This window comes from Enhygromyxa salina (genome assembly GCF_002994635.1).
GTDB classification, from domain to species: Bacteria; Myxococcota_A; Polyangia; order Nannocystales; family Nannocystaceae; genus Plesiocystis; species Plesiocystis salina_B.
Genome location: NZ_PVNL01000109.1, coordinates 20,777 through 45,295 on the forward strand (window position 1 = coordinate 20,777; position 24,519 = coordinate 45,295).

Consider the following 24,519-nt stretch of genomic DNA (forward strand, 5'->3'; position numbering starts at 1 on the left):
TTGCGGCCCCGCAGCGAAGCCTCCGCAACCGACTGCAACCCAATCACCACTCTACAGGCGGCCCGAGCACGATTGTCACCTCCGGCTTGCCCTCGATCGTCAGCTGAATCTTGGTGCCGGGCGGCGCGCGGGTCAGCTTGTTGTAGCGGTGACTGTCGAGACCCGTGACCCCGCGCCCATCGACCGCGGTGATCTGATCACCGGGTGCGAGGCCGCTGGCAGCGGCGGGGCCACCGGGCCGGATCACCGCGACTTCAAACTGCTCGTCCTCGGGCTCGACCTCGGGGCCGTTGGGCTTGGTCTTGAAGCCGAGGTCGCCCCCGGTCTCGCGCTTGTCGAGCCGCGACACGAGCAGCTCGATGTCGCCGATGTCGAGCGGCGATGGCTCGGCTGCCAGGGTGAGGCTGCGGTGGTTCCACCCGTAGTCGGAGTCCGCCGTGAAGTCGCGGGGGAGGATCATCATGTTGACCCGTCCCGTCGGCACGTCCTCGACCTCAAACCGGCCGTCGGCACCGCTGACATCGCGTTGTTCGCCCTTGTCATCCAAGCCGAAGTTCATCGAGCCGTTGCGCGCGCTGATCGTGACGCGGTGGCCAGGTACTGGCGCGCGAGTGTCGGCGTCGACCAACCGACCGGTGACGGTGATCATCGCTTGCAGCTCGATCTGCACGTCGTCGACCGACGCCCCGGCCGCGAGCTCGACCGTGGTCGAGGCGGCGCCCCCGGTCGCGGACACCGCGATCTCGTAGGTACCGGGGGGCAGCTCGCGCATGGCGAACACACCTTGGCTGCGAAAGAAGCTGTCCCTGCGCGTGAACGCGGCGGCCTTGTCAACAACCCGAACCTCGAACCGCTCCGGGCTGGTCTGGCCGCCCGCGAACACGACCTTGCCCGCGATCTGTCCGGTCTCGACGATCGTCAGCACCACACCGCTGGCGCCCACTTCGACGTCCTCCACGATCGCCTCGCCGCCGCCCTTTCGGTAGGCGCGGAGCATGTAGCTGCCCTCGGACAGGTCGCGCAGCTCGAACGCGCCGTCGTGGTCGCTGAGCATCGGCTTGCGTCCCCAACCCCACCGCAGTGACCCGCGCGCGCTCGAGGCTCCGGCCGCTGCGCTGTCCGAGATCCGCGTGGCGTCAATGAACGCGTCGGTCACCGGCCCGCCGTCGCCATCGACCACGCGACCGCTGATCGTGCCGTTGCGGGTCTCGACGACCAGCTCGACCTCGGCCTCGTGACCTTCAGCGATGTCCACGACCTCGCCCTGAACGTCATCGTCGGAGCTCCCCGGCGCGCGCATGTCCTCGAACCAGCCCCCGTGGGCCCGAACCCGAGCGCCGCCAGGGCGAAGCCGCTCGAACACGAACCGTCCGTCGTCTCCGGTCTGCGTGGTCTCGCTCGAGTGGCTATCGATGCCACGGACCGAGACCGAGATCCCAGCCACGCCCGCGCCAGCCTCGTCGCGCACGATCCCAACCAGGCGCCCGGTCGCTGGCAGCTCCAGGCGCACGCCTTCGAGGTCGGCGGCTTCGCTCAGCTCGACCAGGAGCGGCTCGTCGAGGCCGGGGTAGTCGGCGCTCGCGGCCGTCAGCTCATAGCTGCCGGGCAGCAGCCCCTGCAGCTCGAAGCTGCCATCGGCCTCGGTCTGGCGGCCCCAGCTCGAGGTCTGCTGACCGCGGGGATCGGCGCCAGGTTTGAGCTTCGGTGCTGCCCTCACGTGGATGTTCGCCAGCGCGTCGCCGTTGCTGTCGACGACGACACCGCGAATTGCGAGCCCCGTGTGCACCCGCCACTCGACCTCGATGAGGTTTTGATCCGTGATGATGATCGGCTCGTAGCGCGGCTCGGTCATGTACCCGTCGCAGCGGATCTCGACCTCGTACTCGCCAGGCAACAGCGCGCGCACCACCACGCCGCCCTGCTCGTCGATGGGGCTGGACTGGCGCAGATCCTTGGCGTCGAGGCGAACGCTGCCGTCCGTGCACGGGGCCCCGGTCTCGGCGATCACGACCTTGCCGGTCAGCGAGGCAGCAGGATGCGCCATCACGATCGTGCCCTCGGCGGCCTGCGCGAGGCCAAGGTGGATCTGCTCGACGGTCTCGCCATAGAGCTCGTCGGTTGTAGCGATCACGTCATAGACCCCAGGCTCGAGCCCGGTGATCTGGAACTGGCCCTCCCCGTCGGTGATCGCCGCACCGCGACCGCCGCTGGCGAACCGGGCCCCCTTGGCGACCACCGTGGCGTGTGGCACGGGGGCGCCAGTCTCGGCGTGCACGACCGTGCCGGTGATCGTCGACTCCGGGGTCATGAAGATCTCGGCCTGCTCGGTCGGCGCCGCGCTGTCGGTGCGTGCGCTCGCGTAGCCCTGCGCCTGGGCGTTGAGCGAGGCCACGCCGGGATCCGTCCACAGCTCGAAGCGCCCTTCGTCGTCGCTGAGCGCGGCCACGAACGAGCTGCTGTTGAAGCCCCAGCGCTCGCCCACGCCGACCAGCGCGCCGTCGATCACACCACCGCTGATGTCTTTGACGACCCCCCGGATCGCCACGCCGCCACGCTCGAGCGTGATGTTGGTGTCCCGGACCTCCTGGCCCGGATGCAGGCGCAGCTCGTAGCGCACTCGCCCGTCGACGCGCTCGCTCCATCGGCCCGGCCGAAACTCTGGCGCGCCCGCGCCGATCGAGGTGGGGACCGGCCACAGATCCTCGAGCCGATAGTGGCCGTCGTGCTCGGACTTGACGCAGCGCGGGCGCCCATCCCCGGCCCCGCGCAGCGCCGACTGATCCGCCCACGCGCAGACCGTGGCGCCCGCGATCCCGCGGCCTTGATCGTCGAGGATCGTGCCCGAGACCACGGCTTTGTCAGCACGCAGCAGCAGCGTCCCGCTGTCGAGCGGCTCGCTGTTCACCGGGCGGGCGCCAAGGTCGAGCTGCTTGGTCGCGCCTTGTTCGGCCGTTGCGGTGCCGGAGTCGTCTTTGTTCGCGCCCAGCCACCACGCGCCGAGACCCAGGATGACCACAATCGCCGCGAGGACGCCGAACTTCAGTTGTTTACGATCGCTCATTCGTTACCTGCTGGTGACCTTCAAAGTCGTTGCGAGCGGAACGCCCCACCCGTCAGAACGTTGTTGCCCACTCTCAACCGGGCCTAGCTACCACAGTATGGGTCGCTCCGCTCCGCAAACTCGGATCGGGCAAGCACCTCGCACGCCGCGTTGACCAGCCCGGCCACGCTCAGCGGCAGGGTCACCAGTCCACCGTCGTCGGTGACCAGATCCAGGACCAAGCCGTGCTCGCCTGCGCGGGTCTTGGCCGATCGCATTGGCCACAACCGGCCGGGGAGCCGGAACAGCTCGCGCCCGTCGGCGATCCGCACCACCGCGATCTCACGCTGACCCGCGTTGATCAGGATCAGCTGATTGTCGGCCGAGATCTGAGCCTCCATCGCATAGCCGCGCAGATCGAATTCGCGGATCAGCTCACCGGTGGCTGTATCCCACAGCCGGCCGGGGTTGTGCTCGGCCGCGCGGCTGTTGCAGCACGACAGCAACATCCGCCCATCGGGCGACAGCTGCGACCACCCGGCGTCCTCTTTGACGCACTGCTCGTCGATCCGCACCGTCCGGCCCGAGCCGTCGCGGATCACGTTCAGGCCCAGCGCCGTGCGAGCGCGGAGCGACCGATCCACGCCAAAGTGCAGCCGCAGCTCGCCCTGACCCTCGGCCTCGGGCCAGCTGAACCGCTCGCGCACGTCGCAGGTGTCGACGTTCCAGATCTGGACCCCGCCCGCGCCGTCGAGCGCCGCGAAGGTCAGGCCGTCGCTGCTCAGGGCCCAACCCTCGCTGTGGTGGGCGTCGATCTGGCACAGCGGCGCGGCGGCTCCGAGATCGCGGATCTCGTAGCGACCGTCGAGGTTGTAGACCACCCGCGTGGGTCGCTCGCTGGCGAACTCGAGCACCTCGGTCCGCTCGTAGGTGGCGTCGACCGCAGTCGGCGTGGACGCGCCCGCCCGCGGGTAGACCTGCAGCGACCCGTAGCCGATCTGGGTGACGATCACCTCGTCCGAGAATTCGCGGATCAGCTCGCGCCCCGGCGCGCTCCACCGGTCGACCTCGAGGTGGGCCTCCGGGCTCCACAGCCGCGCGCTGCCACCCGACACCGACGCGACAAACCGGCCGTCGACGCTGGCGACCAGCTCGTCGACGAACGCCGCGGCCTGACGCGGGTGCGCCCGCGGTCGCTCGAACCACTCACCCTCGTTGATCGCCAGCCAACCCGACGGCAGCGCGACCGCCTGCGACGACCCCCACGACTGCGCGTAGTCCAGCCGGCCCGCGCCGACGTCGTAGAGCGTCAGTCCAGCGCCGCTGCCGTGGAGCACCAGCTCGGTGCCGTCGTGCGAGAGCAGCGGGGAGCTGAAGTACCAGCCCCACCCGGTCGGCTGGAGCTCGAGCAGCGCGGGCGCCCGCGACTCGAGATCCCACACGACCACCGAGCCGTCGCCACCCGTCTCGATCGCGGCGAGCTTGCGCCCGTCGCCCGACAGGGCCACGTGCTCGGGCCGCTCTGGACCGAGCGGCGTCGGGCTCGGGCGCGCGAGCAGGGCGTCTCGCTCCCCGGTGGCGGTCGACAGCAGGTCGATCCCCACGCTGGCGTCTGCGGCGGGCATCACGATCAGGCGCTCACCGTCAGGGTGGACCAGCGTCGCGCCCACGCGCTCGGGCAGCGGCCTCGCCCATTCCTGGGTTCGATCGTCGAGGGTCCACGCCGCGACCCCACACGTGCCCCGCACCTTGGTCTCGCCGGGCGGAGGAAGGTCGACGCAGGGCAGCCTCGCAAACAGCGTGCGACCGTCGACGGCGAACAGCGGATCCGTGCACCCGTCGAGCTCGTGGACCCGCTCGCCCGCCTCGAGGTCGAACACGACACAGCGCTGACCCGAGCTCACGGCGACGAGCCGGCCATCGGGGCTGATCGCGGGGGTCCGATGGCCGACCTCGAGATCACCCAACGCGATCGAGTGAAGCTTGCGCGCGGGCTCGGTCGACCACACGTCCAGGTTGCGCGGCGGCGCCGTCGTCGTGCCGAGCTGATCGCCGGTCCCCGCGTGGGAGGGCGTGGTCACCAGCCGCGAGCCGTCCGCCGAGAACTCGACCGCCGCGACCAGGTGATCGGCGCCAGCGAGGTCAGCGAGCGGGACCACCGAGCCCAGCGCCGACGCCAGGCCCCCCAACGCAACATCGCGTGCGGCGTCGTGACCCGAGCCGTCCGCGGCCAGAAATTCGACGCCGAGCGCGAGCGCCTCGAGCTCCCGGCCTGGCGTGTGCGCGGCGATCTGGATCTCGCTCGCGCGCCCGGCCTCGTCGAGCACGGCGCGCTCGATCGCGAGACGATCCGCCCGATCGGCTTGGGTTGCGATCACATCGGCCTGATCCTCGAGCTGGCGCTCGTACCCGTCCACCATCGCCCAGCCGCCAAAGCCGACGATCGGGAGGACCACCGCGGCGGTCGCCGCCGCGACCTGCCAGCGCGCGCGGGGCTCGAGCGCGTCGAGCAGCGCCTGCATCGAAGGCCAGCGCTGCTCCGGATCGGCCGCGAGGCCGCGATTGAGCGCCCGCGCGAGCCGGCCCGACCGCACCCGGGCCGTGATCGACCCGCTTCGCCGCCCCTCACTGACGTTGCTGCTCAGCTCGGCGACGGTGCTGCCCGCGAACGGCCGCGCCCCCGTCAGGGCCTCGAACAGCGCCACACAAAACCCAAACTGATCCGTGCGCGCGTCGATCTTGGCGCCCGAGAATTGCTCCGGCGCCATGTAGGCCGGCGTGCCCAGCAGCGTCCCCGTCGTCGTCAGCTCGACGTCTAAGGCCCGCAGCGACGCGCTCGCGTCGGCAGCTCCGACCGGCCTGAGCTCGACGGGATCATCGGCCCCTGCGACCAGGCCAAAGTCGAGCACGCGCGCGCAGCCATCGTCATCGACGATCACGTTCGACGGCTTGAAGTCGCGGTGGACCAGGCCAGCCTTGTGCGCGGCCGCCAGCCCACGCCCGGCCTGAAGGTACTTGTCGAGGATCGCCCGAGCGCTCGGCCGCGCGCCCTCGGCATGCTCGCCAGCTGTCCACTCGCCCAGGGTCTGCCCCGCGACGAACTCCATGACCACGTAGACCTGGCCCTCGTGCTCCCCGGCCTCGTAGACCTGGACCACGTTGGGGTGCGAGAGCTTGGCCAGCGCCTGGGCCTCGCGCAGCAGCCTCGTGCGCTGCTCGAGCTCGCCGCCGAACGTGGTCGGCAGCAGCTTGAGCGCGACCTTGCGGTCCAGCGTGGGGTCGTAGGCCGCGAACACCTGGCCCATGCCGCCCGCGCCAACGAACCGCAAGACCACGTAGCGCCCGATCGAGTTGATCTTGGTCTCGGTCGGGAACATCCGCTGGCGCAGCAGCTGGCGGCCGAGCGACGCGGCCAGATCTCGGGCGGGTGTGCGCGATGTCGTCTCGGTCTGCATGGATCCCAAGCTAGAGCGGGATTGGCGATGGTCGCACGAAGCGGTGTTCTGTGTTCGGTTGTGCATGGCTGCGGGCCTCACCTGACTTGTTCCCGGCACCGCCCGGGGCAATTGCAGAAAGTGTTTTCAGCTCGGGTCAGGCTTCTGACCCGCTTGCAGGCGCCATTCGTAGACTGGTTCACCTTGGGCAGCGGGCTGATCGGCTATCCTGGCCCGCGTGACCCCCGACTCCGCGCTCCTCGCAGCCTGGCGCGACGGCGACAGCCGGGCCGGATCGCAGCTGTTCGATCGCCACTACGCCCGGCTCGCGCGCTTCTTCAAGAACAAGGTCGGCGATGAGATCTACGACCTGATCCAGCAGACCATGCTGACGTGCCTGGAGAGCTGCGATCAGCTGCGCGACGACGCCCGGTTCGCCCCGTTCCTGCTCGGGGTCGCCCGCAACGTGCTGCTGCACCACTACCGGACCCGCGCGCGCAAGCACGACAAGATCGACTTCGACGTCAGCTCCGTCGCCGATCTGTTCGTCGGCGGCACCACGATCATCGCCCGACGCCAGCGCGATCGCCTGCTGCTCGACGCGCTCCGGCAGCTGAGCGTGGAAGATCAGATCCTGCTCGAGCTCTACTACTGGGAGGAGCTCGGCGGGCCGGCGCTGGCCGAACTCTACGGCGCCCCCGAGGGCACGATCCGCACCCGGCTACGCAAGGCTCGCATGGCGCTCGAGCGGGCGCTGGCACGAGTGGCCCGCTCGCTCGGCGTCGCGCTGACCGACAGCGCCGACAACCTCGACGCCTGGGCCCGTGAGATCCGAGCGCTGGTTGACGGCGGATCTTCGGAGTGAGCGCCGCTCAACCCGGCGGGGATGGAGTTTGGCGCGGTCCGATCCGTGTGGCACAACTGGGTCCGATCCAGAGCGCGCGACCATGAATCATTTTTATCCGATCGGCAGCCCAGGAACCCCATGGACCGACGCCGACAAGGCCGCCTGGTACGAGCGTCAGCAGATCCAGCGCAGCTATCAAGACGAGGTGCGCAGCAAGCTGGCGCGACTCGGCCCGGCGTTTACGGTCGAGCAATACGGCGCCTCCAGCCTCGACCCCCAGCGCTACCCGTTGCTGTGTGTGCGCTGCGAACAGGCTGGGCCGCAGGCACCCTGGGCGCTCGTGACCGGCGGCGTGCACGGCTACGAGACCAGCGGCGTCCAGGGAGCGCTCGCGTTCCTCGCGACCGCCGCCTCGAACTACGCCGCCCGCGTCAACTTGGTGGTCGTGCCCTGCGTCAGCCCCTGGGGCTACGAGGTCATCAATCGCTGGAATCCGCGGGCGGTCGATCCGAATCGCTCGTTCGTGGCCGACAGCCCCGCCGAGGAGTCGGCCGCGCTCATGAAGCTCGTGGAGCGACTCGGGGTGAAGTTTCTCCTCCACATTGATCTGCATGAGACCACCGACAGCGACGAGGCCGAGTTCCGCCCAGCCCTGGCCGCGCGCGACGGCGAGGCCTTTGAGCCGGGGTTGATCCCCGACGGGTTCTACACGGTGGGGGACAGCGAGAACCCGCAGCCCGGCTTCCAGGCCGCGATCGTGGCCGGCGTCGAGGCGGTGACCCACATTGCACCGGCCGACGCGAATGGCGAGATCATCGGCTCGAAGGTGATGCAGCATGGCGTCATTCACTATCCCTTTGCTGCCCTGGGGCTGTGCGCGGGCATGACCGGTGCCCGGTTCACCAGCACCACGGAGGTCTACCCAGACAGCCCCAAGGCCACGGCCGAGCAGTGCAACCTCGCCCAGGTCGCGGCCGTCCGCGCCGCGCTCGACCACGCGCTCGCGCACGCCTGAGTCGGGGGGAGTACATGACCCCCCACAGACACCGTGGCAGCTGAAAACAGCCCGCTGCCCAAGGTGATCCAGTCTACGAATGGCGCCTGCAAGCGGGCGAGGAGCCTCGCCCGAGCTGAAAACAGCCCGCTGCCCAAGGTGATCCAGTCTACGAATGGCGCCTGCAAGCGGGCGAGGAGCCTCGCCCGAGCTGAAAACAGCCCGCTGCCCAAGGTGATCCAGTCTACGAATGGCGCCTGCAAGCGGGCGAGGAGCCTCGCCCGAGCTGAAAACAGCCTCGCCCGAGCTGAAAACAGCCTCGCCCGAGCTGAAAACAGCCTCAGCTCAGCCGGGCGGCGGAACTGGCGACACGTCGCCCGGGATCGGCAGCTCGACGTCGCCGTACGCGGTCTTGTCCTGCTGCGTGATCTCCTGGTCGAGGTCGATGACGGTGCTGGTGTTGATGTCACCGCCGCCGTAGGGCGTGCCCTGCAGGCCGTACACCACCTCGGGCGTGTAGAAGTCGAGGGCGTCGCCGGTCATCCACACATAGCCACCCGGATCGAAGTCATGGTCGACCCCGCCCGCGGCGCTGTACGGCATCAGCTCGCCGACGACGTAGTTGGTGCCCTGCCAGATCCAGTCGCCGTTGATGTAGTCGTAGTCGAACGTGGTCGACTGGTGGGCGCTGGTCTGCATGTCGCCGTACATGGTCCGCTGGGCGATCAGCATCCAACCATCGTGGGCGAAGCTGAGGTCCGAGACCGGCATCGACGTGCCGCTGCCGTTGGGCACGTCGAACTCTTTCTTGGCCGTGCCCGGGTCGGGGATCCCATTTTGGCTGGCGTACGCGACCGACCAGACCTCGTTGTTCTTGGCCTGGTTGCTGGCTTGCGAGTGCTCCCACCACACGCTGTAGTAGAGCCGGCCTGCGTGCGACTGCACGGCCCAGACCCGCTCGCCGAGCGGCGCGAACGAACCGTTGGGCTCACCAGGATCGTTGGCCGGCCCCATGGTCACGCTGCCCGTCGCGTGGTGATAGGTGCTGACGACGTCGCCGGTATACACGTCGAGCTGATAGATGCGACCGTCCTCGTGGTTTGACACGTAGATGGTCTCGCTCACGCAGTCGTAGTTGAGGTTGCCCATCGCCGGGCCGTTGTTGGGCAACGTCGCGAAGTTGCTGATCTCACCCGAGAGCCGATCGATCTTCTTGATCGTCGACGTGTTCTGCGTGGCCCCGTACACCGTCGACGGCGCGACGTAGATGTTGCCGTCCGAGTCCAGCGTGATCCCGAAGATCCTGCCGCCGAAATTGGCCTCGTTCCAGGTTGGACGGGTGTAGAGGGGCGCCAGGTAATTCACGCTGGGCGGCGGGGGATCACCCGAGATGTCGACGATCGTGAGTAAGTGTTGGCCAAAGTTGCCGCTCTGGACCCGGTGGGTGACGATCGCAATCGTCTTGTCGAGGAAGTCCGCGTAGGCCGGATCCTCGAACGCCGGGAAGCCCCCGGCCGCGCCGTAGATCTCGGACTCACGACACGAGCCGGGACCCCCGGGGCCACCCGTGCCCTCGCCAGCGTCCCCGACTGTGCCGAGGTCGAATTTGGTGTTGGGGCCGCCGGAGTCGTCGTCGCCGTCGCCGTCGCCGTCACCGTCGCCCGGGTCGCCGTCGCCATCGCCCGTGTCGCCGTCGCCGTCGCCACTGGTGTTGGTCGTGGTGTTGGTCGTGCTGGTGCTGAGCGTGCCGCCGTCGGTGCCATCGGCCTCGAGGCCGCCGCTGAACGCCCCGTCGTCGGAGGACGAGGAGCACCCGGTGAGGCACATGAGCGAGGTGAGGCTGACGGTGGCGATCAAGCTAGGTTTGGCGATGGACATGGCGGATCTCCCGAGTGATGGCCACACGTTACTATTAGGAGCCTGCTGCGGGGATGTGCGCTGGCTATCCTGGCCATGGGATAGGGGAGATTTGCCGTCAGAACGCTGATAGAGGCGCGTAGAGGATGTTTGGTTGGCTGAAAGGATAGTGCTGTTCACGCGAATGGGCGAAATCGCGCGTCGGGGGAGCTTTGGGGCGATCCGGGTTGGCTCAGGGCGCGATACACACGCCGAGGTCCTCGTACCCCGGCGGCGCGGTGCCTGGCTGGAAGTAGGACTGGCAACTGGTGCCCGGCAGCTCGGCACACGGCACGTCGCCGAGGCTCAGCGCGCAAAAAATACTGCAGCAAGCGCGGTCACAGCTCGGGATGCGGTCCCCCTCCACGCACACGTTGCCTGCGCCACAGTCGGTGAACACCGCACAGGGCTCTGCTGGACCAGCGCCGTTGCTCGCAGCGCAGCTAAAGAAGGACCCGAACCAGTAGCAGCCAAGCTCCTCGCCGCAGTCTTGCGCGAGCGGATCGCACTGGGGGATGCACAACACAGGTCCCGGATAGCCGTTGCCGATCAGGCAAGTGTGGCTTGGCGGGCACATCGGATCGTCGCCCGAACCCGTGCAAAACGCGTGGCACTGACCAGCCCCCACGCCGTCGAAGATCGAGAATGAAAAGCAGCTGCTCGCCGCGTCGCAGTCGTCGGAGGAGTCCTCGAAATCGAGGGTGCAAGGCTCTCCCACGCCCTGCTCGCCGAGTACGGGGACGCAGGTGAAACCCAGCCAGGGCGAGCCGTCTGGGTCGATCCACGGGACACACTTTTCCCCCTCGCCGCAGTCTTGCTCGAACACGCTGCAGTCGGGCGGCAGGTCGCCCTCGTCGGTCGGGACGAAGCCCGAGCTCTCTGCGCTCGGCTCACTCGTGCCCTCGCTGGCGTCCTCGCTGGTTGCGACCCCCTCGCTCGACTCGCTGTCCGTCATGGGACCAGCGGGAGGCTGCGCAGGTCCGCAGGCGCCCAGGAGCAGCACCGCAGACACCAGCCGGTTGCGAGATAGAAGCACCGGGTTCAGTCTACCAACAACTGCGCGTGGGCCGCAAGTGCTGCTGGGAAATGCGAGTTCAACCGCACGACCAGCAACCACGAGACTCCGCTGACTTTTCACGCCTCCTGGGGAAATTTCGGGCTCGTCGAGCAGCTGCTCCGACACGGCGCAGACCCCAACTATGTCGACACCGAGGTCGAGCGCTCCGTGCTCGAGTACGCGGCGGAATGGGGGAATCTCAACATTGTCCGCGCGCTGTTGGACGCGGGGGCAGACTTGCACCGATCATTCGAGGGCAAGACCGCGCTGACCCACGCGCTCACGGGCGGGCACGTCGCGGTCGCAGAGCTGCTGGTCTCACGGGGCGCGACGCTCGGTGAGGCCGATCGACGCGCGATCGAAGTACTGGTCGTGCGGATCGACAAGCTCGGCGCGGACGCTGCAGGGTCCAATGGCGGCGACTTGGGGGATGAGCGGCGACTGCGGTAGCATGGCGCATGCTCACGCTCGCGCTGGTTCACTTCCTGGCCGTGCTCGCGCCCGCCGACCCGATCGACGCCGCCGCCTACTACCGCCTGACCACCGAGTTTCAGGGCGAGTGCAAGAGCCTGGACATCGTCAACGACGCCACCGACGACAAGCCGCGGCTGCGCAACACCGCCGAGGTCTCCGGGCAGTTCTGGCAGCTCACCCCGGTCGGCGACGGCTACTACCGCTTGACCACCATGTGGAGGGGCGAGGGCTACAGCCTGGACATCATCAACGATGCCCGGGACGACACGCCGATCCTCACCAAGACCACCAACGCCTCGGGTCAGCACTGGAAGTTGACGCCAACCACCAACGGGGCGGTGCGGCTCAGCACCCGCTGGCTGGGCACGGACAAGAGCCTGGACATCGTCAACGACGCGAGCGACGACCGACCCATACTCGCCGCAACCGCGAACGTGTCGGGTCAACACTGGCGCTTGACCAAAGAGAGCGGCGTGGGCCCGGTGCCCAAGCACCTCGAGAAGCCGAGCTTCTACAAGAAGTACCTGGACGCGGAGGGCATCCCGATCCTGTCCTCCAACAAGGTGCCCGACGCCGCGCTGTACCGCGTGCGCTACACCGTCAGGCAGGCGCTCTCGCGGGTACCCGCGGTGCGGGCCAAGATGATCGCGCTGGGGATCAGCATCGTCGTCATGGGCAACGGCGAGGTCACCACCGACATCCCCGAGTACAAGGCCAAGATGCCCAACCCCCACGACGGCCGCGACATCGACACCGTGCGAGGCTACGGCGCCTCACCGTTGATCCCCGTCCAGCTGTGCGCCGAGGAGAACGTGCTGTGCCAGGCGGCCGACACCTACCCGAACGAGGATATCTTCTTGCACGAGTTCGCCCACAACATGCACTGGGCCAGGAGCGAGGTGTACGGCAAGGCGTTCGACGAGGAACTCGACGCGCTATACGTGAAGGCCAAGGCGAAGGCCAAGAAGCTGGGGAAGGAGGGTAATACGTATGCGATGGCCTCTGTTCAGGAGTACTTCGCCGAGGGGGTGCAGTCTTGGTGTTATCTGAATGATGAGTCGATCCCGGCTAATGGGATTCATAATCATGTGAACACTCGCGCCGAGCTGCGCTCGTTTGATCGGGGGTTGCATGACCTGTTGGCGCGGTACTTGCCTGAGGATCGGAATAATTGTAGCTGCCACGCGCTGGCGAAGTAGTGGCTTTGGCTGACGATCAGAGCTGTACTCAAATGGGGCGGTTCGGATCGCGGGGGATGCGCCATTCGTCGAGGATTGGCATCGGTGGCATGGCCCTGCGAATTTGGGCGGCGTAGTTCAAGAAGGCGTCCCGGTTCTCGGCGCCGATCCAGACCTGAATGTAACCGTCGGGGGTCCGGAGGTCGACGCCCATCGCGTCGAACATCACTCCAAGGGCGGGGGTTGAGTAGCAGCGAAGATCTGGTCGAATCTCGAGTAGTTCAGCAAGCCCCATGCGCTCGGCGAGCTGCGCCATGGCGTCCGCGTAATCTTCCCAGCGTACGTCATCTTTGTGCGGACGGTAGGCTTTGGCCAGGTATCCAACAAAGCCGCGCTTGTTGAGATCGAAGTGCTGGAAGATGCTCTCGAGCGCTTTGCTGAGAATGGTGTGACCGCGAGCGGCAGGCTCCTCGCCATGCCACTCCTCGACAAGCACGATGAGAGGCGCGTCCTCGCCGTCACTGCGCGAGAGGTCAACGTACAGATCTTCTTGTGTCATCTGTTCCGGGTTCCGGTCGACGGCGACGCGAAAAAAACGGTCGGCGAGCACCTGAAACTCGAGATCTTCAAGCATCCGCTCGATCGATGTCGTGTAGGTGGCTCCGAAAACCGAGATCGTGTTGGAGTCGCTGCCCCCAAGCCACGAGATGACCTCCAGCGCAGCGCGTGGCAGGGACGCTGCGACGTTCGGCGGGCAGGCGTGGAGAAGATCGTCAAGCAGGGTCTGCGGGACCCGGGGATAGCGTGCCAGAGTACCGGGAGTTTGAGCTTCGACGAAGTCGAGCAGTTGGCGTAGATGGGAGCTATCCACAGGGGAGATCGTCCTTCTGGCAGACTGCCATGTACAGGAGTTCTTGACAGGTATGACAAGAAGCAACGGTCTGGATCTGGTCTGGGCCAGCACGGAAGGAAACGGGTTCGGCATCCCCTGCGAGAGCATTTCGCATTACCGCGTCAAGCTCCACCGGGGCGAGCGCTTGCAATTGTTCGTTGCTCAGCCGACTCGAACGCACGCTGTACGTGGCCGACCACTCGGCTTGAGGGGAGAAAAATCGTTCGGTCATTCGTGCGGGCACATGACCCTTTGCGCCGGCGATTAGCTTGGCGGCGGCGCAGTTGCCCGGTGCAGAGTATCCAGCAGAATCGAAATCAGGGTTTTTTCGGAGTGTGTTGATGGCCTTCCATCGCCGATCTAGCGCGTCCATGGCTGTTGCCTTTGGTGACCGATTTGCCGCGCCGAGCGTCTCGACCGTGGCAGCACCACCAGAGATCACGTTGTCCACGTGACGGCCCGCGATGGCGGCAAAACCATCGAGAGTTGTGGGGCCCGAGGCCGCCGCCCAGGTCTTCTTTCCGTTGTTGCACAGGCAACTCATGACTGCGATCATGTAGCCGCGCCCCTTCTTGAATGCGACGCGAAGGCTGTCGTGGCGGTTGCGGTTGGCATACTCTGCCCGTAGATCCTTGATGATGTCGTTGGCGCGGCTAGCAATGTCCGGATCTTCCAGAATCCGGTGCCGCTCCGGGCCCTCTTTACAGATCGGACAAGCACCGTCGAAGTCATCGGCATACGCGAACCCCGTACCGCCGTGGGCCTGAAACGCGGTGTTGAAGGTGTTCCCGTTGTGCATCGTGACGTCCATGAACCGCACGACAGCCTTGCCCTCGACTTGCACGTTCGGGCTCGCGGTCTGCCAGGTCATGGCGCCTTTGGTCTTTGACGACATCAGCCCGCCGCCCGCACTACCGGGCTCGTCACCCGTGCTGGTTTTGAGGCTGGCGCCCTCGATGGCGATCGACTTGTTCCCAATCTTCGTGCGCTTGGATCCCTTCTTCAGATCCCGGTTCGCGGCGGAGTTGACGTAGGGGACGGGCATGGGTGGTCCCCCGGGAGAGGGCGTCTTGCAAACGTCGGGTGGGGCAGACACGTGAACGAGGCCGTCACCAGCGTGGAGGATCTGACGGTCGTTGGCGTAGACAGGTTTCGTCATGATATTTCGCCGTGGGTTCGGGGGGAGCGTAGCAGGCAGGCACCGAGCGTGCCGCTATCGGTGCAACCGTAGACGAGGGCGCGGTCGAGCACCCGCGCCCCGCGGCGGGCGACCAGGGGGTGGAACTCCCAAACGGCTGTGGCCAGAGCGACCCCGCCCGCTGCCGCCCCGAGATCGCCCAGGCCTGAGCTCGGGGCCACTGCAACCAGCGGCTCGGGCATCAGCGCTGCGTTGCGGAGGTAGGCGTGGCTGAACTCGCGGGCCCACCAACGCTGGTACGCGAGCGCGGATACGACGACCTCAGCGCGGGCGGCTCCGGTGCCTCGCAGCTGCGCGAACAGCCGAGTGAGTCCGGCTGCCCTTGGAGGGCCGCCCATGCTCCGCGGCTCGAGTTCTTGTCCGAGCGCGACCGTCTCGATGGTGGCGAGGGCGCCTGGCTCACCTCGTCGGGCGAGCAAGAAGAACGCCGCACCCTCGCCGGGGATCAGGCCGTCGGGGTTGCTCTTGCCCAGGAGGATGTTGTCTCGCGCGAGCTGCTGGAGCTCGTCGGTCGTGACGAGCGAGTCCGCGCCACCAACCAGCGCCAGATCGACAGCACCGGCGAAGAGCTGATCACGAGCGAGCGCGAGTGCGTGAAACAAACCTGCGCGTCCGTGTGGAATCACGGTCGCGGATGGGGGCAGCGGCACCCCCTCAAAGCTGCTTCGCAACCTCGCCCACAAAGCCCCGGAGTCGACGTTCGAAGCCTGAGGTCGTTCGGGACCAACGAGGAACGTGGCGGGCGGCGTCATCCAGCGCCGCCAGCTCAGGGTCTCCGCCAGCGCATGGGCAGCGAAGAAATGGGCTCGCTCGACACGGCTCGCGCTCGTGTCGAGCTCCTCGAGCCGACAGGCGGACACACTGTCCCCCGCCAAGTCCTCGACTTCGTCGACGTCCTCGTGAGCAGCGAAGCCCGCGCGCAGAGCCGCGATTGTGGCACGGGAGCTGAGTCCCAGTGGGCTCGCCATGCCCAGCGCGAGGATGTCGATCTCTCCGCTCATTATGTTCGCTCCCAGGCGGCGAGCTCGCGCACCAGGAGCGATTGAATCTCCAGCATGTCCTCGGGTACCGCGGTCCGCCAGATCAGCGCCAGGCGCATTCGGTCGACGTCGATGTCGACGGCATCGAGAACCAGGCTCTGCTCGACGACTCGGCGGCGAAACTCGAAGCGGGCCGTGAGCGCGAGTGAGGGGAGTTCGAACCCGATCGGGCCATCGGGGTGCAATCCGAGCAGCTGAACGGGCTCGCCGCCGCGCAAGTGGGGCTGCGCGCGAAGCCCAGGCGCTGCGGCGAAGAACAGGCGCTCGTCCATGTCCTCGGGCCACAGCGGAGCGCGGGTCTCAACCCAAGCTTGATCATAGGTGCCGGCGAAGGACAGGCGGGGCTGCCAGTGACGGGCGATCGGACCGAAGCCGACGGGGTCGGGGAGGTCCCCGAAGCTGGCGATGGGCTGGCTCAGGTCCTCAAAGTTTGGCAGAGGCTGGCCATCCGCGGCAGCCTGATCGGTGTGGAGGCCACGACCCACGGGATTGCGGGCGGATATCTGCGCTTGACGACCCCGCACGCCTACAGGGCTACCGCCGAAGCTGCGCTCCCAAACGATCGGCATGTGCTCGAACGGGGCCGGCCGTGTCGCGGTGAGCGTGGCGAAGCTCCGCACCCAGACACGCTCCCCCACGACCAAGGCGCTGTGGCGGCAGGGCCCAACCCGCACATGGAGCTCGGCCTGTTGAGTCGGTCGGCCGTTGGGCCCCCAAGCGTGACCCCGGACGTAGATGTCCGTGCCGGGTCGCGCAGCGGTCGACTGTCCTTCCACCCGCAGGCTCGAGGAGCTGGGGTCGCCGTGATACGCGTCGGAGATCGGCGGAGGGGGTTGTTCGTCGGCTCGGCAAAGGCTCGTGCCACGGTGAGGCTGCGGGAGGTCGAAGCTCGCCATCACCACGAGCAACGTGAGGTCGTGATCATCGCGTGACATCGAGGGCATCACGTGCTCGGCGAAGGGGGTGAGATTGACGATCTCCATCTAGTCCTCGTGCTCAGCTCCGGGGTGCTGGGAGTCCTCCCACCCAGGTCAGTGCAGCCGGGTTCAGGCTGGCGAGCTGATCGAGCTGCAGTGCGGCCCAACTACGCGTGTTGATGCGTTGTGCTCCGTGGCTACGGATCCGCAGCTCCAGCGCGTGCGCGTGTCGGCGACGCAGCGGCATGGCGCGCAGCGCCGCGACGAGACCATTCGGCGACCATGGCTGCCCGGCGAGAAGCCGCGGTGCGTTGAGAGGCTGATTTCGCCTGGCGGTCCACCACGCCGCGAGTGCCTCCGGGTTTGGGCGTGGAATCCGATCCTCGGGATCTTCGCTGAGGTCGGTGTCGAGATCTTGTTCCAGGGCCGGGAGCTCGGAGGAGTGGCTGGTCGGAGTGTTGGGGAGCCACAGAGACTCGTCGTTGGTGGGCGCGCCAGCGACGGCGGACAGAGTCTCGCCCGCGAGCGGCCCGAGTTCGTCGTCGGTGAGCAACGCGACGGCGGCGTCGACAACCGCGACATGACCACCGAAGCTCGCGGCCCACAGGGCATCCCTGGCGAGATCCTCGACCCCGAGCAGGCTCAGCACACGGCGCTGGCAACCCTCGTCACCAAGCATCGCTACCCAACTTAAAGCGTCTCGACGGAACGGACACGGGCGCTCGGTAAACGCCCAGTAGATCGCCGACTCCCACGCTCCGCGCAAACCACGAATGAGGCCGGCCTCGAGGGCGGCGCGCTGGACCTCAGGCGCTTCGGCTTGTGCGAGTGGTCCGACGAGTGCGAGGTACCGCGCATCTGAGCTGTTACATGCGAGCTTCACTGCTGCGCTCGAGACGTGGGGGTCTTGGTTTTCGATTAACTGCGCGATGGCAGAGCCAGGATCGACCCCGCGCTCGGCCGCCGCCGTGGCGAGCCCGGCCACACGCGGACTGGCGCCTCCGTGGCCGAGCTGCTCGATCAACCACTGATCGAGCCCGGCGCGTTCGCTGAGTTCGAGACCTCGCGTGATGCCCAACCATCGTTCGTCGCCAGGCCGCGTTCTGTCGAGGACCTTCAACACGCGTGAACAGTCGTCGACGGAGCCGATCTCGAACAGCGCCAGCGCGGCTGCGCAGGCGAGCGAGGTGTCGAGTGGCTCACGCTCGAGCGTGGGCGCGAGCAGTTCGTCGATAATCGGCGCGCCGCCGACGGCCAAGCCGTTGAGTTGCGCGATCACGCGAGCCTCGGGACCCGCGGCGAGCTCGTCGAGGGTGTAGTCGGGCGCGTCGAGGCAGGTCGTCCAGACCTCGAGCAGGAAGTCGGCCTCTTCGAGGTGGCGCTCGAGGATGTGCCAGAGGGGTCTCATGTGGAGCGACGGTAGCGAATTTGGGATGCTCGATCGAGCGTTCATGGTCTGGGCTGATGTGGGGGGCGTCTTCCGAGAACCGCTGGCGCGGCGGTAGGCCCTCAACGCCGGAATAGCAGCTCGAGGCGCGTATGCGCGCCCCCTGTAGAAACGAGAGCTCCGAAGTCCCCGGCAAGTTTGACAAGTCGGCTCGAGAGATCAACGGAGAATGATGCGACAACTTCTTTGCGCGCTGGGGCTTGGCCTTCTCGCTCTTCAGCCGCCCTTGGGCGCCCTGGCCGAACGAGAGAGTTCTCGGGCGGTGGCCGAGCAGCGGCTCGGAGACCCCGACGCACTCGACATGCCGGGCGTCGCCTATGCGGTCGTCGAGCAGGGTGAGATCACCGAGATCGGTGCGGCAGGTGTCAAGCGGCTTGGCAGCGATGAGCCGATCGTCCCCGAGACACCGTTCGTGATCGGCTCGATCTCGAAGAGTTTCACCGCCGTGGCCGTGATGCAGCTGGCCGAGGCTGGCAAGCTGTCGCTCGATGATCCGATATCGCGCCACCTGCCGGCGTTCGCAGACAAGCCCTCAGGCGCGATCACGATCCGCCGGTTGCTCAGCCACACGAGCGGGTTTTCCACGTTTCAGGGACATGTCTCGGGACCGGCACTTTCGCTGGAGAAGGGCCCGATTGCACGGCGCGCAGCTCAGTTGGCAACGATGGATCCTGCCTACGAGCCCGGCCAGGTGTGGGAGTATTCCAACGCGAATTACCAGATCCTCGGTCGCCTAATTGAAGTGGTCAGCGAGCAGCCATTTCCCGACTATATCGAGACCCATATCCTCGAGCCGATTGGCATGGACCACAGCTTTGTCTCCGACGGGGAGATCCACGCCGCCATGGCAACGGGGCATAGGCCCTGGTTCTGGACCAAGCGACCTCTCGAGGACAACAGGACAGACCTTGGCACGGCTCCACAAGGCGGAGTCGTCTCGAGCGCGAGCGACCTGGCGCGCTACATGGCGGTGATGATGAATGGAGAGACCGACATCATCAGCGCCCGCGCAAAGACGGCGATGATGCAGCCGGCGAGCGATACCTCTCCGTTCTATGGCTTGGGATGGTTCCTGGATCCGGAGGACGGTACGGCTTGGCACTCCGGCGCAAGCCCGGGCGTTGAAACGCTGCTGACCATGTTGCCGAAGGAGAAGAAGGGCGTTGTCGTGCTGGTCAATGCGGCAAGCGGGATCGGCTTCGGGGAGACGGCCGCGCTGCAGAACGGTATCACCACCAGCGCCCTTGGTCTCGACTACGAAGGCGAGCCGAGCCGCTGGGTGCAGAAAGCAACCTTCATTTTTTTGGTGCTGCTCCCGCTCGTGTTTCTGTTGAGCATCGTGTGGGCGTGGAGTCATCGTGACGACCTCCGCGCCAAGAGCGGGCTTTTCGGCATGTTCAGCCTGTGGTTCCCGCTGTTGACCACCCTCGGCTCGGCCTTGGTCCTCGTGGTCATCGTCCCACGTCTGTTCGGCGTGCCAATGGCGACACTGCGTGTCTTCCAGCCCGATCTGGCCCTTGCGATGATCGCCGCTGCCATCACGGGCGTCCTCTGGGCCCTGGTCAGGCTGGGGCTCGCTTACACCGGGAAGGCCGCAGATGCCTGATGCAGTTGCTCGGCCACGAGATCGCCGCCCGACAAGCGCTCGTCTATGCTCATCGGGTCGACCAATGATGCGCTTGCATCGCAGTCGTTCGGAGCGGCGGCCAGACCGTTGGTGGTGGTGCCGTGCTGCTGGCCTGCTCTTGGGTTTGCGCGTCTCACACGAATACGTCGTTTGTCGAATAGCGCGCACGTACTGTGCGCATTCGCGCCGCTCAAAGCAGCTCCAACACATGGTACCCTGCCGGAATGAAAACACGCTCCCTCTACACCTTGCTGGGGACCACGGCCCTCTTGGGTTTTCTCGCCTGTACCGACGACACGTCCACGGACACCACCACCGGTGACGAGGTCGGGACCACGGGGTCGACGGGAGACGGCGACGGCGACGGCGACACTGGCGACGGCGACGGCGACGGCGACGGCGACGGCGACGGAGACCCTGGCGACGGCGACGGCGATGGCGATGGCGATGGCGACGGCGAAGGTGATCCCGTATGTGGCGATGGGGCCGTCGAAGGGGACGAGCAATGCGACGACGGCAACCCCGACAACACCGACGCCTGTCTCGACAACTGCACCGTCGCTGCGTGCGGTGACGGCTACGTCCATGAGGGCGTCGAGGCGTGCGATGACGGAAACGACATCAACGACGACGAGTGCTCCAACCGGTGCGCGTTGGCGACTTGCGGCGACGGTGCCGTGCAAGCCAGCGAGGAGTGCGACGACGGCAACATGGACAACACCGACGAGTGCCTCGACACCTGCCTGAACCCGTCGTGCGGAGACGGGTACGTGCAGCTCGACGTCGAGGTCTGTGACGACGGCAACGACGTGGACTCCGACGACTGTCCGTCGACCTGCACCCCGGCCGCCTGTGGCGACGGGTTTGTGTGGGAGGGCAACGAGTCGTGCGACGACGGCAACGACGTGGAGACCGACGAGTGCCTCACGACCTGCGCAGCGGCGTCGTGTGGCGACGGCCACGTCCAAGCGGGCGTCGAGGAGTGCGACGACCAAAACATGGACGACACGGACCAGTGCGTCTCGGGCTGTTTGTCAGCCACGTGTGGTGACGGATTCGTGCACGAGGGCGTCGAGGAGTGCGACGACGGAAACGACGACGACGACGACGACTGCAGCAACACGTGCGAGCAGAACATCCCGGACAGCTGTCACTTCGTGAGCGGGTTCTTGTGGTGCTACAACCCCGCCGCCTGCGGTCAGCCGTGCAACGCGACGTGCGCGGCGCTCGGGCTCCAGCCGACCGCGGACACCGAGGGCTGGTTCAACGCCCAAAACTCGACCCCCAAGTGTCAAACGATCGCCGCCGCGTTTGGCCTGACGGGTTCTGCTGCCGGCTACACCTACGCGTGTCTGGAGGACATGTCGGGGGATCACACCAACACGGCGCTCATCGGTCCGCTTCTGTGCTCGACACACGCGCCTTGTCCGGTCAACCACTTGACGCAGATGGACCAGAACGGGGTGGCTTGCGGTCCGAATTCGCGTCGGTCGATCTGTCCTTGCGAGTGAGCTCGTGGTGCCAACTAATGTTGGCGAGGTGGTGATTGTCATTGCGGCGGGGCGGCTTTTTGCCCCGCCGCAGTGGCGTCTACGCTGCCGCGGAAACTCTGCAACTATCTTGGCAGAGGGGGGGATCCACCCGCGTCGCCCACGCGGCCCGCTTCCCCTTCGTTGGCGGGTTGCGAAAGGGGTCGCCCTCGAGCTCCATCACCTACCGGTGATGGAGCAGCCGTTCCATCGCAGCCCCAGCGAGCAGTGCATCGCTGCGTCGTCGCTCGGGACGTTGGAGGGCTCACGCATCCCTGGTGTCGATATTCCAATCGTCGCCGCAGTCGGCGAGTTGAAGTATGTATTCGCAGACTCGATAAATGCTCTGGGCGCTCAGGTTCGCTTCGTAGAAGTAGCTGTTGCCAGCGCTACGCGGCACTCGGAGGCTACTTGGGTCCAAAGATATGTACTTGGGAAAGCTCTCTTTTAGAGTGATGAAACGATCAGGGTAGGACTCGTTCAGGTATCGAATGACCTTTTCGAGTACCTCCGACCACATTTTTACATCGTGACTCTCTTTGCCAATACGGATCGCCGTTGGTTTTGTCCCAGTAACCCGCTCAGGTGCCTGCTTCGATTTTGCTGTTTGCGGATGGAAATTCGGCCAGACGCTGAGTGCCCTCGTGGCGAGTGCTTCCGACCGCCTTTTGATGGCTTCGAAATCCCAAGTCTCAACACCCTGGAAGTGGCGATTGAGTTCGATGTGGCTTCCAATCAAATGCTTCCGCTTGACGGCATACGGCGCATTTGACATTTCCTGATTGTACCCCGTCAGTGTTAGGTTGCCGATGCGATGCAGAAAAGAATCGTGATCGTCATCAACGTCGTCACCCAGCGCTTCCCGCCATGATGCGCTCAGTGTCTGCGGCATGACATGTTCAACTTGCAGCGGAGTCGCCACCACTTTCTCTTTGTGTTCAAATGAGTCCTCCAGGCGATCGAGAATGAAGCGGGACTTTTCCCTCCGGTCTCCGCCGCCATACAGGCGAATTTCGGACAGTCGGGCACGAAAGTCTTCGTCAGATGGGTATCCTCGATCTGACAATATTGACTTTAGGCGGTCGAGGCTGAAAGCCTCGTCGAGCCGCGCCTGCCGATATAGAGTAGGGAAGAGTTTATTGAGAACGTTGGTGGGTATTCCGCAAACGAACCGACGGATCAGGAAATTCTCTACGACCGCCAGCGTATCTGCCAATACGCTCGCCAGAATTCGTCCCGTGGAATAGTCTTCATAGAGATTCAGCAGGAACGACGCGGCTACACCAAAATTGAGCCGGCGGAGGTTCGAGAGGGACCGCTGGAGCGCGGGGTCGGGTTCGTTCGCAGGCTCTACTATCCGGCGGTAATACTCTGCGTAGCGGTGAATCTCCTGGAGTTGCGCAATGGGTGTTGCGTGAGCGCGCTTGTCCGTGTTGTGTTTTAGTTCGACGTAGACAGCGTCGACCTTGACTGTCCCTCCGTCTTTCATCAAGTACTGGCGAAAAAATTCTGTCATGTCTGTGTTGCTGAGCAGTCGCTCAATTGGCTGCCAGTGCTGCCGATAGGTCATCTCATGCTCGCTCTGGTCGATGCGCATGAAAAAGTAGTTACGAATGAGATCTGATTGCGAAAGGGGGCGTCCCTTGGCGTTTAGGCTCTCGAATATTGTGTACGGGTTGTCATCGCGGTCTAGTACGATAGAGACTATGACCAGCCCGCTGGTGATGGTTTCTATGAATGTTCCGATTTTCTCTGAGCTTGTATGTCGCAATTTTTTGCGAAAAACTCATATGCGGCCGTTGTCGAGTGTCCTTCCACCATTTTGGCGCTGTCTGGATCTACTACGCTAACGAACGCGTTCCTGTCGCTGCTCTGCGGATCATCTCCTTCGGTCGGGAGAAGCTTGAAATGTTCTAGATTTTCCTGGTACTGATTCGTCAGATAGAGGTTGTGGATCATTGATGCGTGGCGCTTTTCGCCGGTTTCATTCGCAAAATCTCGGATCGCGGCCAGCAGCAACATCAGGGTTGTGATTCGCTGTTGGCCATCTATAAGCACAAATTTGGAGACACCTTGCGGGACTGATGATCCTGGCATGGTGACCATCGAGCCGATGAAGTGGGTTGATGCCGGATTGTCTTGAGTTGCGTCTGCCCGCTCAACTGCGAGTGCGACGACGTCTTCCCATAATTGTGCCCACTGCTTGCGTTCCCAGGAATATGGTCGCTGATAGTGCGGGACAAAAAACTGGATTGTGCCCTCGATAATCTTTTTGAACTCCGTTTCGGTTGCTTTCATTGCCTGCTCTCTCCGTATCTGGAGCTTGCCAAACTTTGCAGCCGCTTGCTACGAAAATGCTCGAGCGGCAACTTGAGAGACTCCACCATTTCAAGTCAACATACGCGGGGGGCGATCCAGCGATCTGGCTTAGTTCGAGAGGTTGAGCCCCACCGTAGCCATCTATTAATGGGATCGAGCCGGGGTCAGCGAACTCACCGACAACTGGAGTGGATGGTGTGCGCAGAGGGCAGCCGCGCCAAGATACGAGGGCCGACGGTGGATCGCAAGCTTCCACGATAGGTCTATCCACAAGCGCGATTGACACACGGATTGGGAACCGCAACGGGCGGCTACTCAAGTTTACACTCATGAACACCGTAGGACGACCTGATGCTGTCTGCGAGATTTTTTCGAACGCGACAGCGGGACCCAGCGCGATCCAGTTCTCAAACCCATCCGATCGTCTAGTGCGCGAACGGCGAGACACCACAGCAGCACTGCCCACCACCAGAATTGAAAACGGGCAGCTAGACCGTTCTAGCTGCCCGTCTTCGATGGAGGCAAAGGGACTCGAACCCTTGACCTTCGCACTGCCAGTGCGATGCTCTCCCAACTGAGCTATGCCCCCGGGATCCCCGCCCCGCACAGGTGCGAGCCGGGAGCGGGTAC

General features: G+C 65.5%; 16 protein-coding genes, 1 tRNA gene and 1 pseudogene. 6 read left to right on the forward strand and 12 right to left on the reverse strand.

Annotated elements, in window-relative coordinates:
• Positions 1–43: 43 nt before the first annotated feature.
• Both ENSA7_RS26905 and ENSA7_RS26910 read right to left on the reverse strand, forming a co-directional pair.
• Positions 44–3,061: a carboxypeptidase regulatory-like domain-containing protein gene (locus ENSA7_RS26905; protein ID WP_106092218.1), complete on the reverse strand. Its 3,018-nt coding sequence runs from the start codon at positions 3,059–3,061 to the stop codon at positions 44–46.
• Positions 3,062–3,144: 83 nt separating this feature from the next.
• Positions 3,145–6,495, reverse strand: coding sequence for a WD40 repeat domain-containing serine/threonine protein kinase (locus ENSA7_RS26910; protein WP_181234149.1), 3,351 nt, complete (start codon positions 6,493–6,495; stop codon positions 3,145–3,147).
• A gap of 217 nt (positions 6,496–6,712) precedes the next feature.
• Here ENSA7_RS26910 and ENSA7_RS26915 point away from each other — a divergent pair, with 217 nt between their 5' ends.
• Together ENSA7_RS26915 and ENSA7_RS26920 are read left to right on the forward strand one after the other, a co-directional pair.
• The gene (locus ENSA7_RS26915; RefSeq protein ID WP_181234150.1) at positions 6,713–7,339 is read left to right on the forward strand and encodes an RNA polymerase sigma factor; all 627 of its coding nucleotides are present in this window, start codon (positions 6,713–6,715) and stop codon (positions 7,337–7,339) included.
• Positions 7,340–7,421: 82 nt separating this feature from the next.
• Entirely contained in the window at positions 7,422–8,336 is a 915-nt protein-coding gene (locus ENSA7_RS26920) for a M14 family metallopeptidase (RefSeq protein ID WP_106092221.1), read from the forward strand.
• Positions 8,337–8,660: 324 nt separating this feature from the next.
• Here the strand turns inward: ENSA7_RS26920 and ENSA7_RS26925 are convergent, their stop codons facing one another.
• Positions 8,661–10,193, reverse strand: a complete 1,533-nt coding sequence (locus ENSA7_RS26925; protein WP_181234151.1) for an NHL repeat-containing protein — start codon at positions 10,191–10,193, stop codon at positions 8,661–8,663.
• A gap of 211 nt (positions 10,194–10,404) precedes the next feature.
• Positions 10,405–11,247, reverse strand: coding sequence for a ribulose phosphate epimerase (locus ENSA7_RS26935; protein ID WP_146158167.1), 843 nt, complete (start codon positions 11,245–11,247; stop codon positions 10,405–10,407).
• A 60-nt stretch (positions 11,248–11,307) separates the two neighbouring features.
• Between ENSA7_RS26935 and ENSA7_RS26940 the strand changes: the two are divergent.
• Positions 11,308–11,718: pseudogene (locus ENSA7_RS26940) on the forward strand (ankyrin repeat domain-containing protein); the annotation flags it as partial.
• 8 nt (positions 11,719–11,726) lie between these two features.
• On the forward strand, positions 11,727–12,941 hold the full coding sequence (locus tag ENSA7_RS26945) for an RICIN domain-containing protein (RefSeq protein WP_106092226.1): 1,215 nt from the start codon (positions 11,727–11,729) through the stop codon (positions 12,939–12,941).
• A gap of 28 nt (positions 12,942–12,969) precedes the next feature.
• Here ENSA7_RS26945 and ENSA7_RS26950 read toward each other — a convergent pair whose 3' ends face one another.
• From ENSA7_RS26950 to ENSA7_RS26970, 5 genes are all read right to left on the reverse strand, one after another.
• Entirely contained in the window at positions 12,970–13,791 is an 822-nt protein-coding gene (locus ENSA7_RS26950; protein WP_146158168.1) for a hypothetical protein, read from the reverse strand.
• Positions 13,784–14,971 (reverse strand): DUF4150 domain-containing protein, encoded by a 1,188-nt coding sequence (locus ENSA7_RS26955; protein ID WP_106092228.1) that lies wholly within the window; start codon positions 14,969–14,971, stop codon positions 13,784–13,786. The genes ENSA7_RS26950 and ENSA7_RS26955 overlap by 8 nt, the downstream gene beginning before the upstream one ends.
• Positions 14,968–15,612, reverse strand: a complete 645-nt coding sequence (locus tag ENSA7_RS44230) for a beta-ketoacyl synthase N-terminal-like domain-containing protein (protein ID WP_181234152.1) — start codon at positions 15,610–15,612, stop codon at positions 14,968–14,970. Before ENSA7_RS44230 ends, ENSA7_RS26955 begins: the two co-directional genes overlap by 4 nt.
• Positions 15,613–16,010: 398 nt before the next feature.
• Complete coding sequence (locus ENSA7_RS26965) at positions 16,011–17,033, reverse strand: DUF2169 family type VI secretion system accessory protein (RefSeq protein ID WP_106092230.1); 1,023 nt, start codon at positions 17,031–17,033, stop codon at positions 16,011–16,013.
• Between the two features lie 13 nt (positions 17,034–17,046).
• The gene (locus ENSA7_RS26970; RefSeq protein WP_106092231.1) at positions 17,047–18,375 is read right to left on the reverse strand and encodes a hypothetical protein; all 1,329 of its coding nucleotides are present in this window, start codon (positions 18,373–18,375) and stop codon (positions 17,047–17,049) included.
• Positions 18,376–18,676: 301 nt separating this feature from the next.
• Here ENSA7_RS26970 and ENSA7_RS26975 point away from each other — a divergent pair, with 301 nt between their 5' ends.
• Both ENSA7_RS26975 and ENSA7_RS26980 read left to right on the forward strand, forming a co-directional pair.
• On the forward strand, positions 18,677–20,020 hold the full coding sequence (locus tag ENSA7_RS26975) for a serine hydrolase domain-containing protein (protein WP_244923924.1): 1,344 nt from the start codon (positions 18,677–18,679) through the stop codon (positions 20,018–20,020).
• 245 nt (positions 20,021–20,265) lie between these two features.
• A complete protein-coding gene (locus ENSA7_RS26980) occupies positions 20,266–21,552 on the forward strand; it encodes a DUF4215 domain-containing protein (RefSeq protein WP_106092232.1) in 1,287 nt (428 codons plus the stop codon).
• A gap of 283 nt (positions 21,553–21,835) precedes the next feature.
• Here ENSA7_RS26980 and ENSA7_RS26985 read toward each other — a convergent pair whose 3' ends face one another.
• From ENSA7_RS26985 to ENSA7_RS26995, 3 genes are all read right to left on the reverse strand, one after another.
• Complete coding sequence (locus ENSA7_RS26985; protein WP_181234153.1) at positions 21,836–23,167, reverse strand: HNH endonuclease family protein; 1,332 nt, start codon at positions 23,165–23,167, stop codon at positions 21,836–21,838.
• Positions 23,168–23,301: 134 nt separating this feature from the next.
• Entirely contained in the window at positions 23,302–23,868 is a 567-nt protein-coding gene (locus tag ENSA7_RS26990; protein ID WP_106092234.1) for a DUF262 domain-containing protein, read from the reverse strand.
• Between the two features lie 537 nt (positions 23,869–24,405).
• A tRNA-Ala gene (locus ENSA7_RS26995) sits at positions 24,406–24,478 on the reverse strand.
• Positions 24,479–24,519 lie beyond the last annotated feature (41 nt).

What these genes read in the sequence shown, in the direction of transcription:
- ENSA7_RS26905 (WP_106092218.1), bottom strand. Translation starts at nt 3,061, where the DNA reads ATGAGCGATCGTAAACAACTGAAGTTCGGCGTCCTCGCGGCGATTGTG.
- ENSA7_RS26910 (WP_181234149.1), bottom strand. Translation starts at nt 6,495, where the DNA reads ATGCAGACCGAGACGACATCGCGCACACCCGCCCGAGATCTGGCCGCG.
- ENSA7_RS26920 (WP_106092221.1), top strand. Translation starts at nt 7,422, where the DNA reads ATGAATCATTTTTATCCGATCGGCAGCCCAGGAACCCCATGGACCGAC.
- ENSA7_RS26925 (WP_181234151.1), bottom strand. Translation starts at nt 10,193, where the DNA reads ATGTCCATCGCCAAACCTAGCTTGATCGCCACCGTCAGCCTCACCTCG.
- ENSA7_RS26945 (WP_106092226.1), top strand. Translation starts at nt 11,727, where the DNA reads ATGCTCACGCTCGCGCTGGTTCACTTCCTGGCCGTGCTCGCGCCCGCC.
- ENSA7_RS26955 (WP_106092228.1), bottom strand. Translation starts at nt 14,971, where the DNA reads ATGACGAAACCTGTCTACGCCAACGACCGTCAGATCCTCCACGCTGGT.
- ENSA7_RS26965 (WP_106092230.1), bottom strand. Translation starts at nt 17,033, where the DNA reads ATGGAGATCGTCAATCTCACCCCCTTCGCCGAGCACGTGATGCCCTCG.
- ENSA7_RS26970 (WP_106092231.1), bottom strand. Translation starts at nt 18,375, where the DNA reads ATGAGACCCCTCTGGCACATCCTCGAGCGCCACCTCGAAGAGGCCGAC.
- ENSA7_RS26980 (WP_106092232.1), top strand. Translation starts at nt 20,266, where the DNA reads ATGAAAACACGCTCCCTCTACACCTTGCTGGGGACCACGGCCCTCTTG.
- ENSA7_RS26985 (WP_181234153.1), bottom strand. Translation starts at nt 23,167, where the DNA reads ATGCGCATCGACCAGAGCGAGCATGAGATGACCTATCGGCAGCACTGG.
- ENSA7_RS26990 (WP_106092234.1), bottom strand. Translation starts at nt 23,868, where the DNA reads ATGAAAGCAACCGAAACGGAGTTCAAAAAGATTATCGAGGGCACAATC.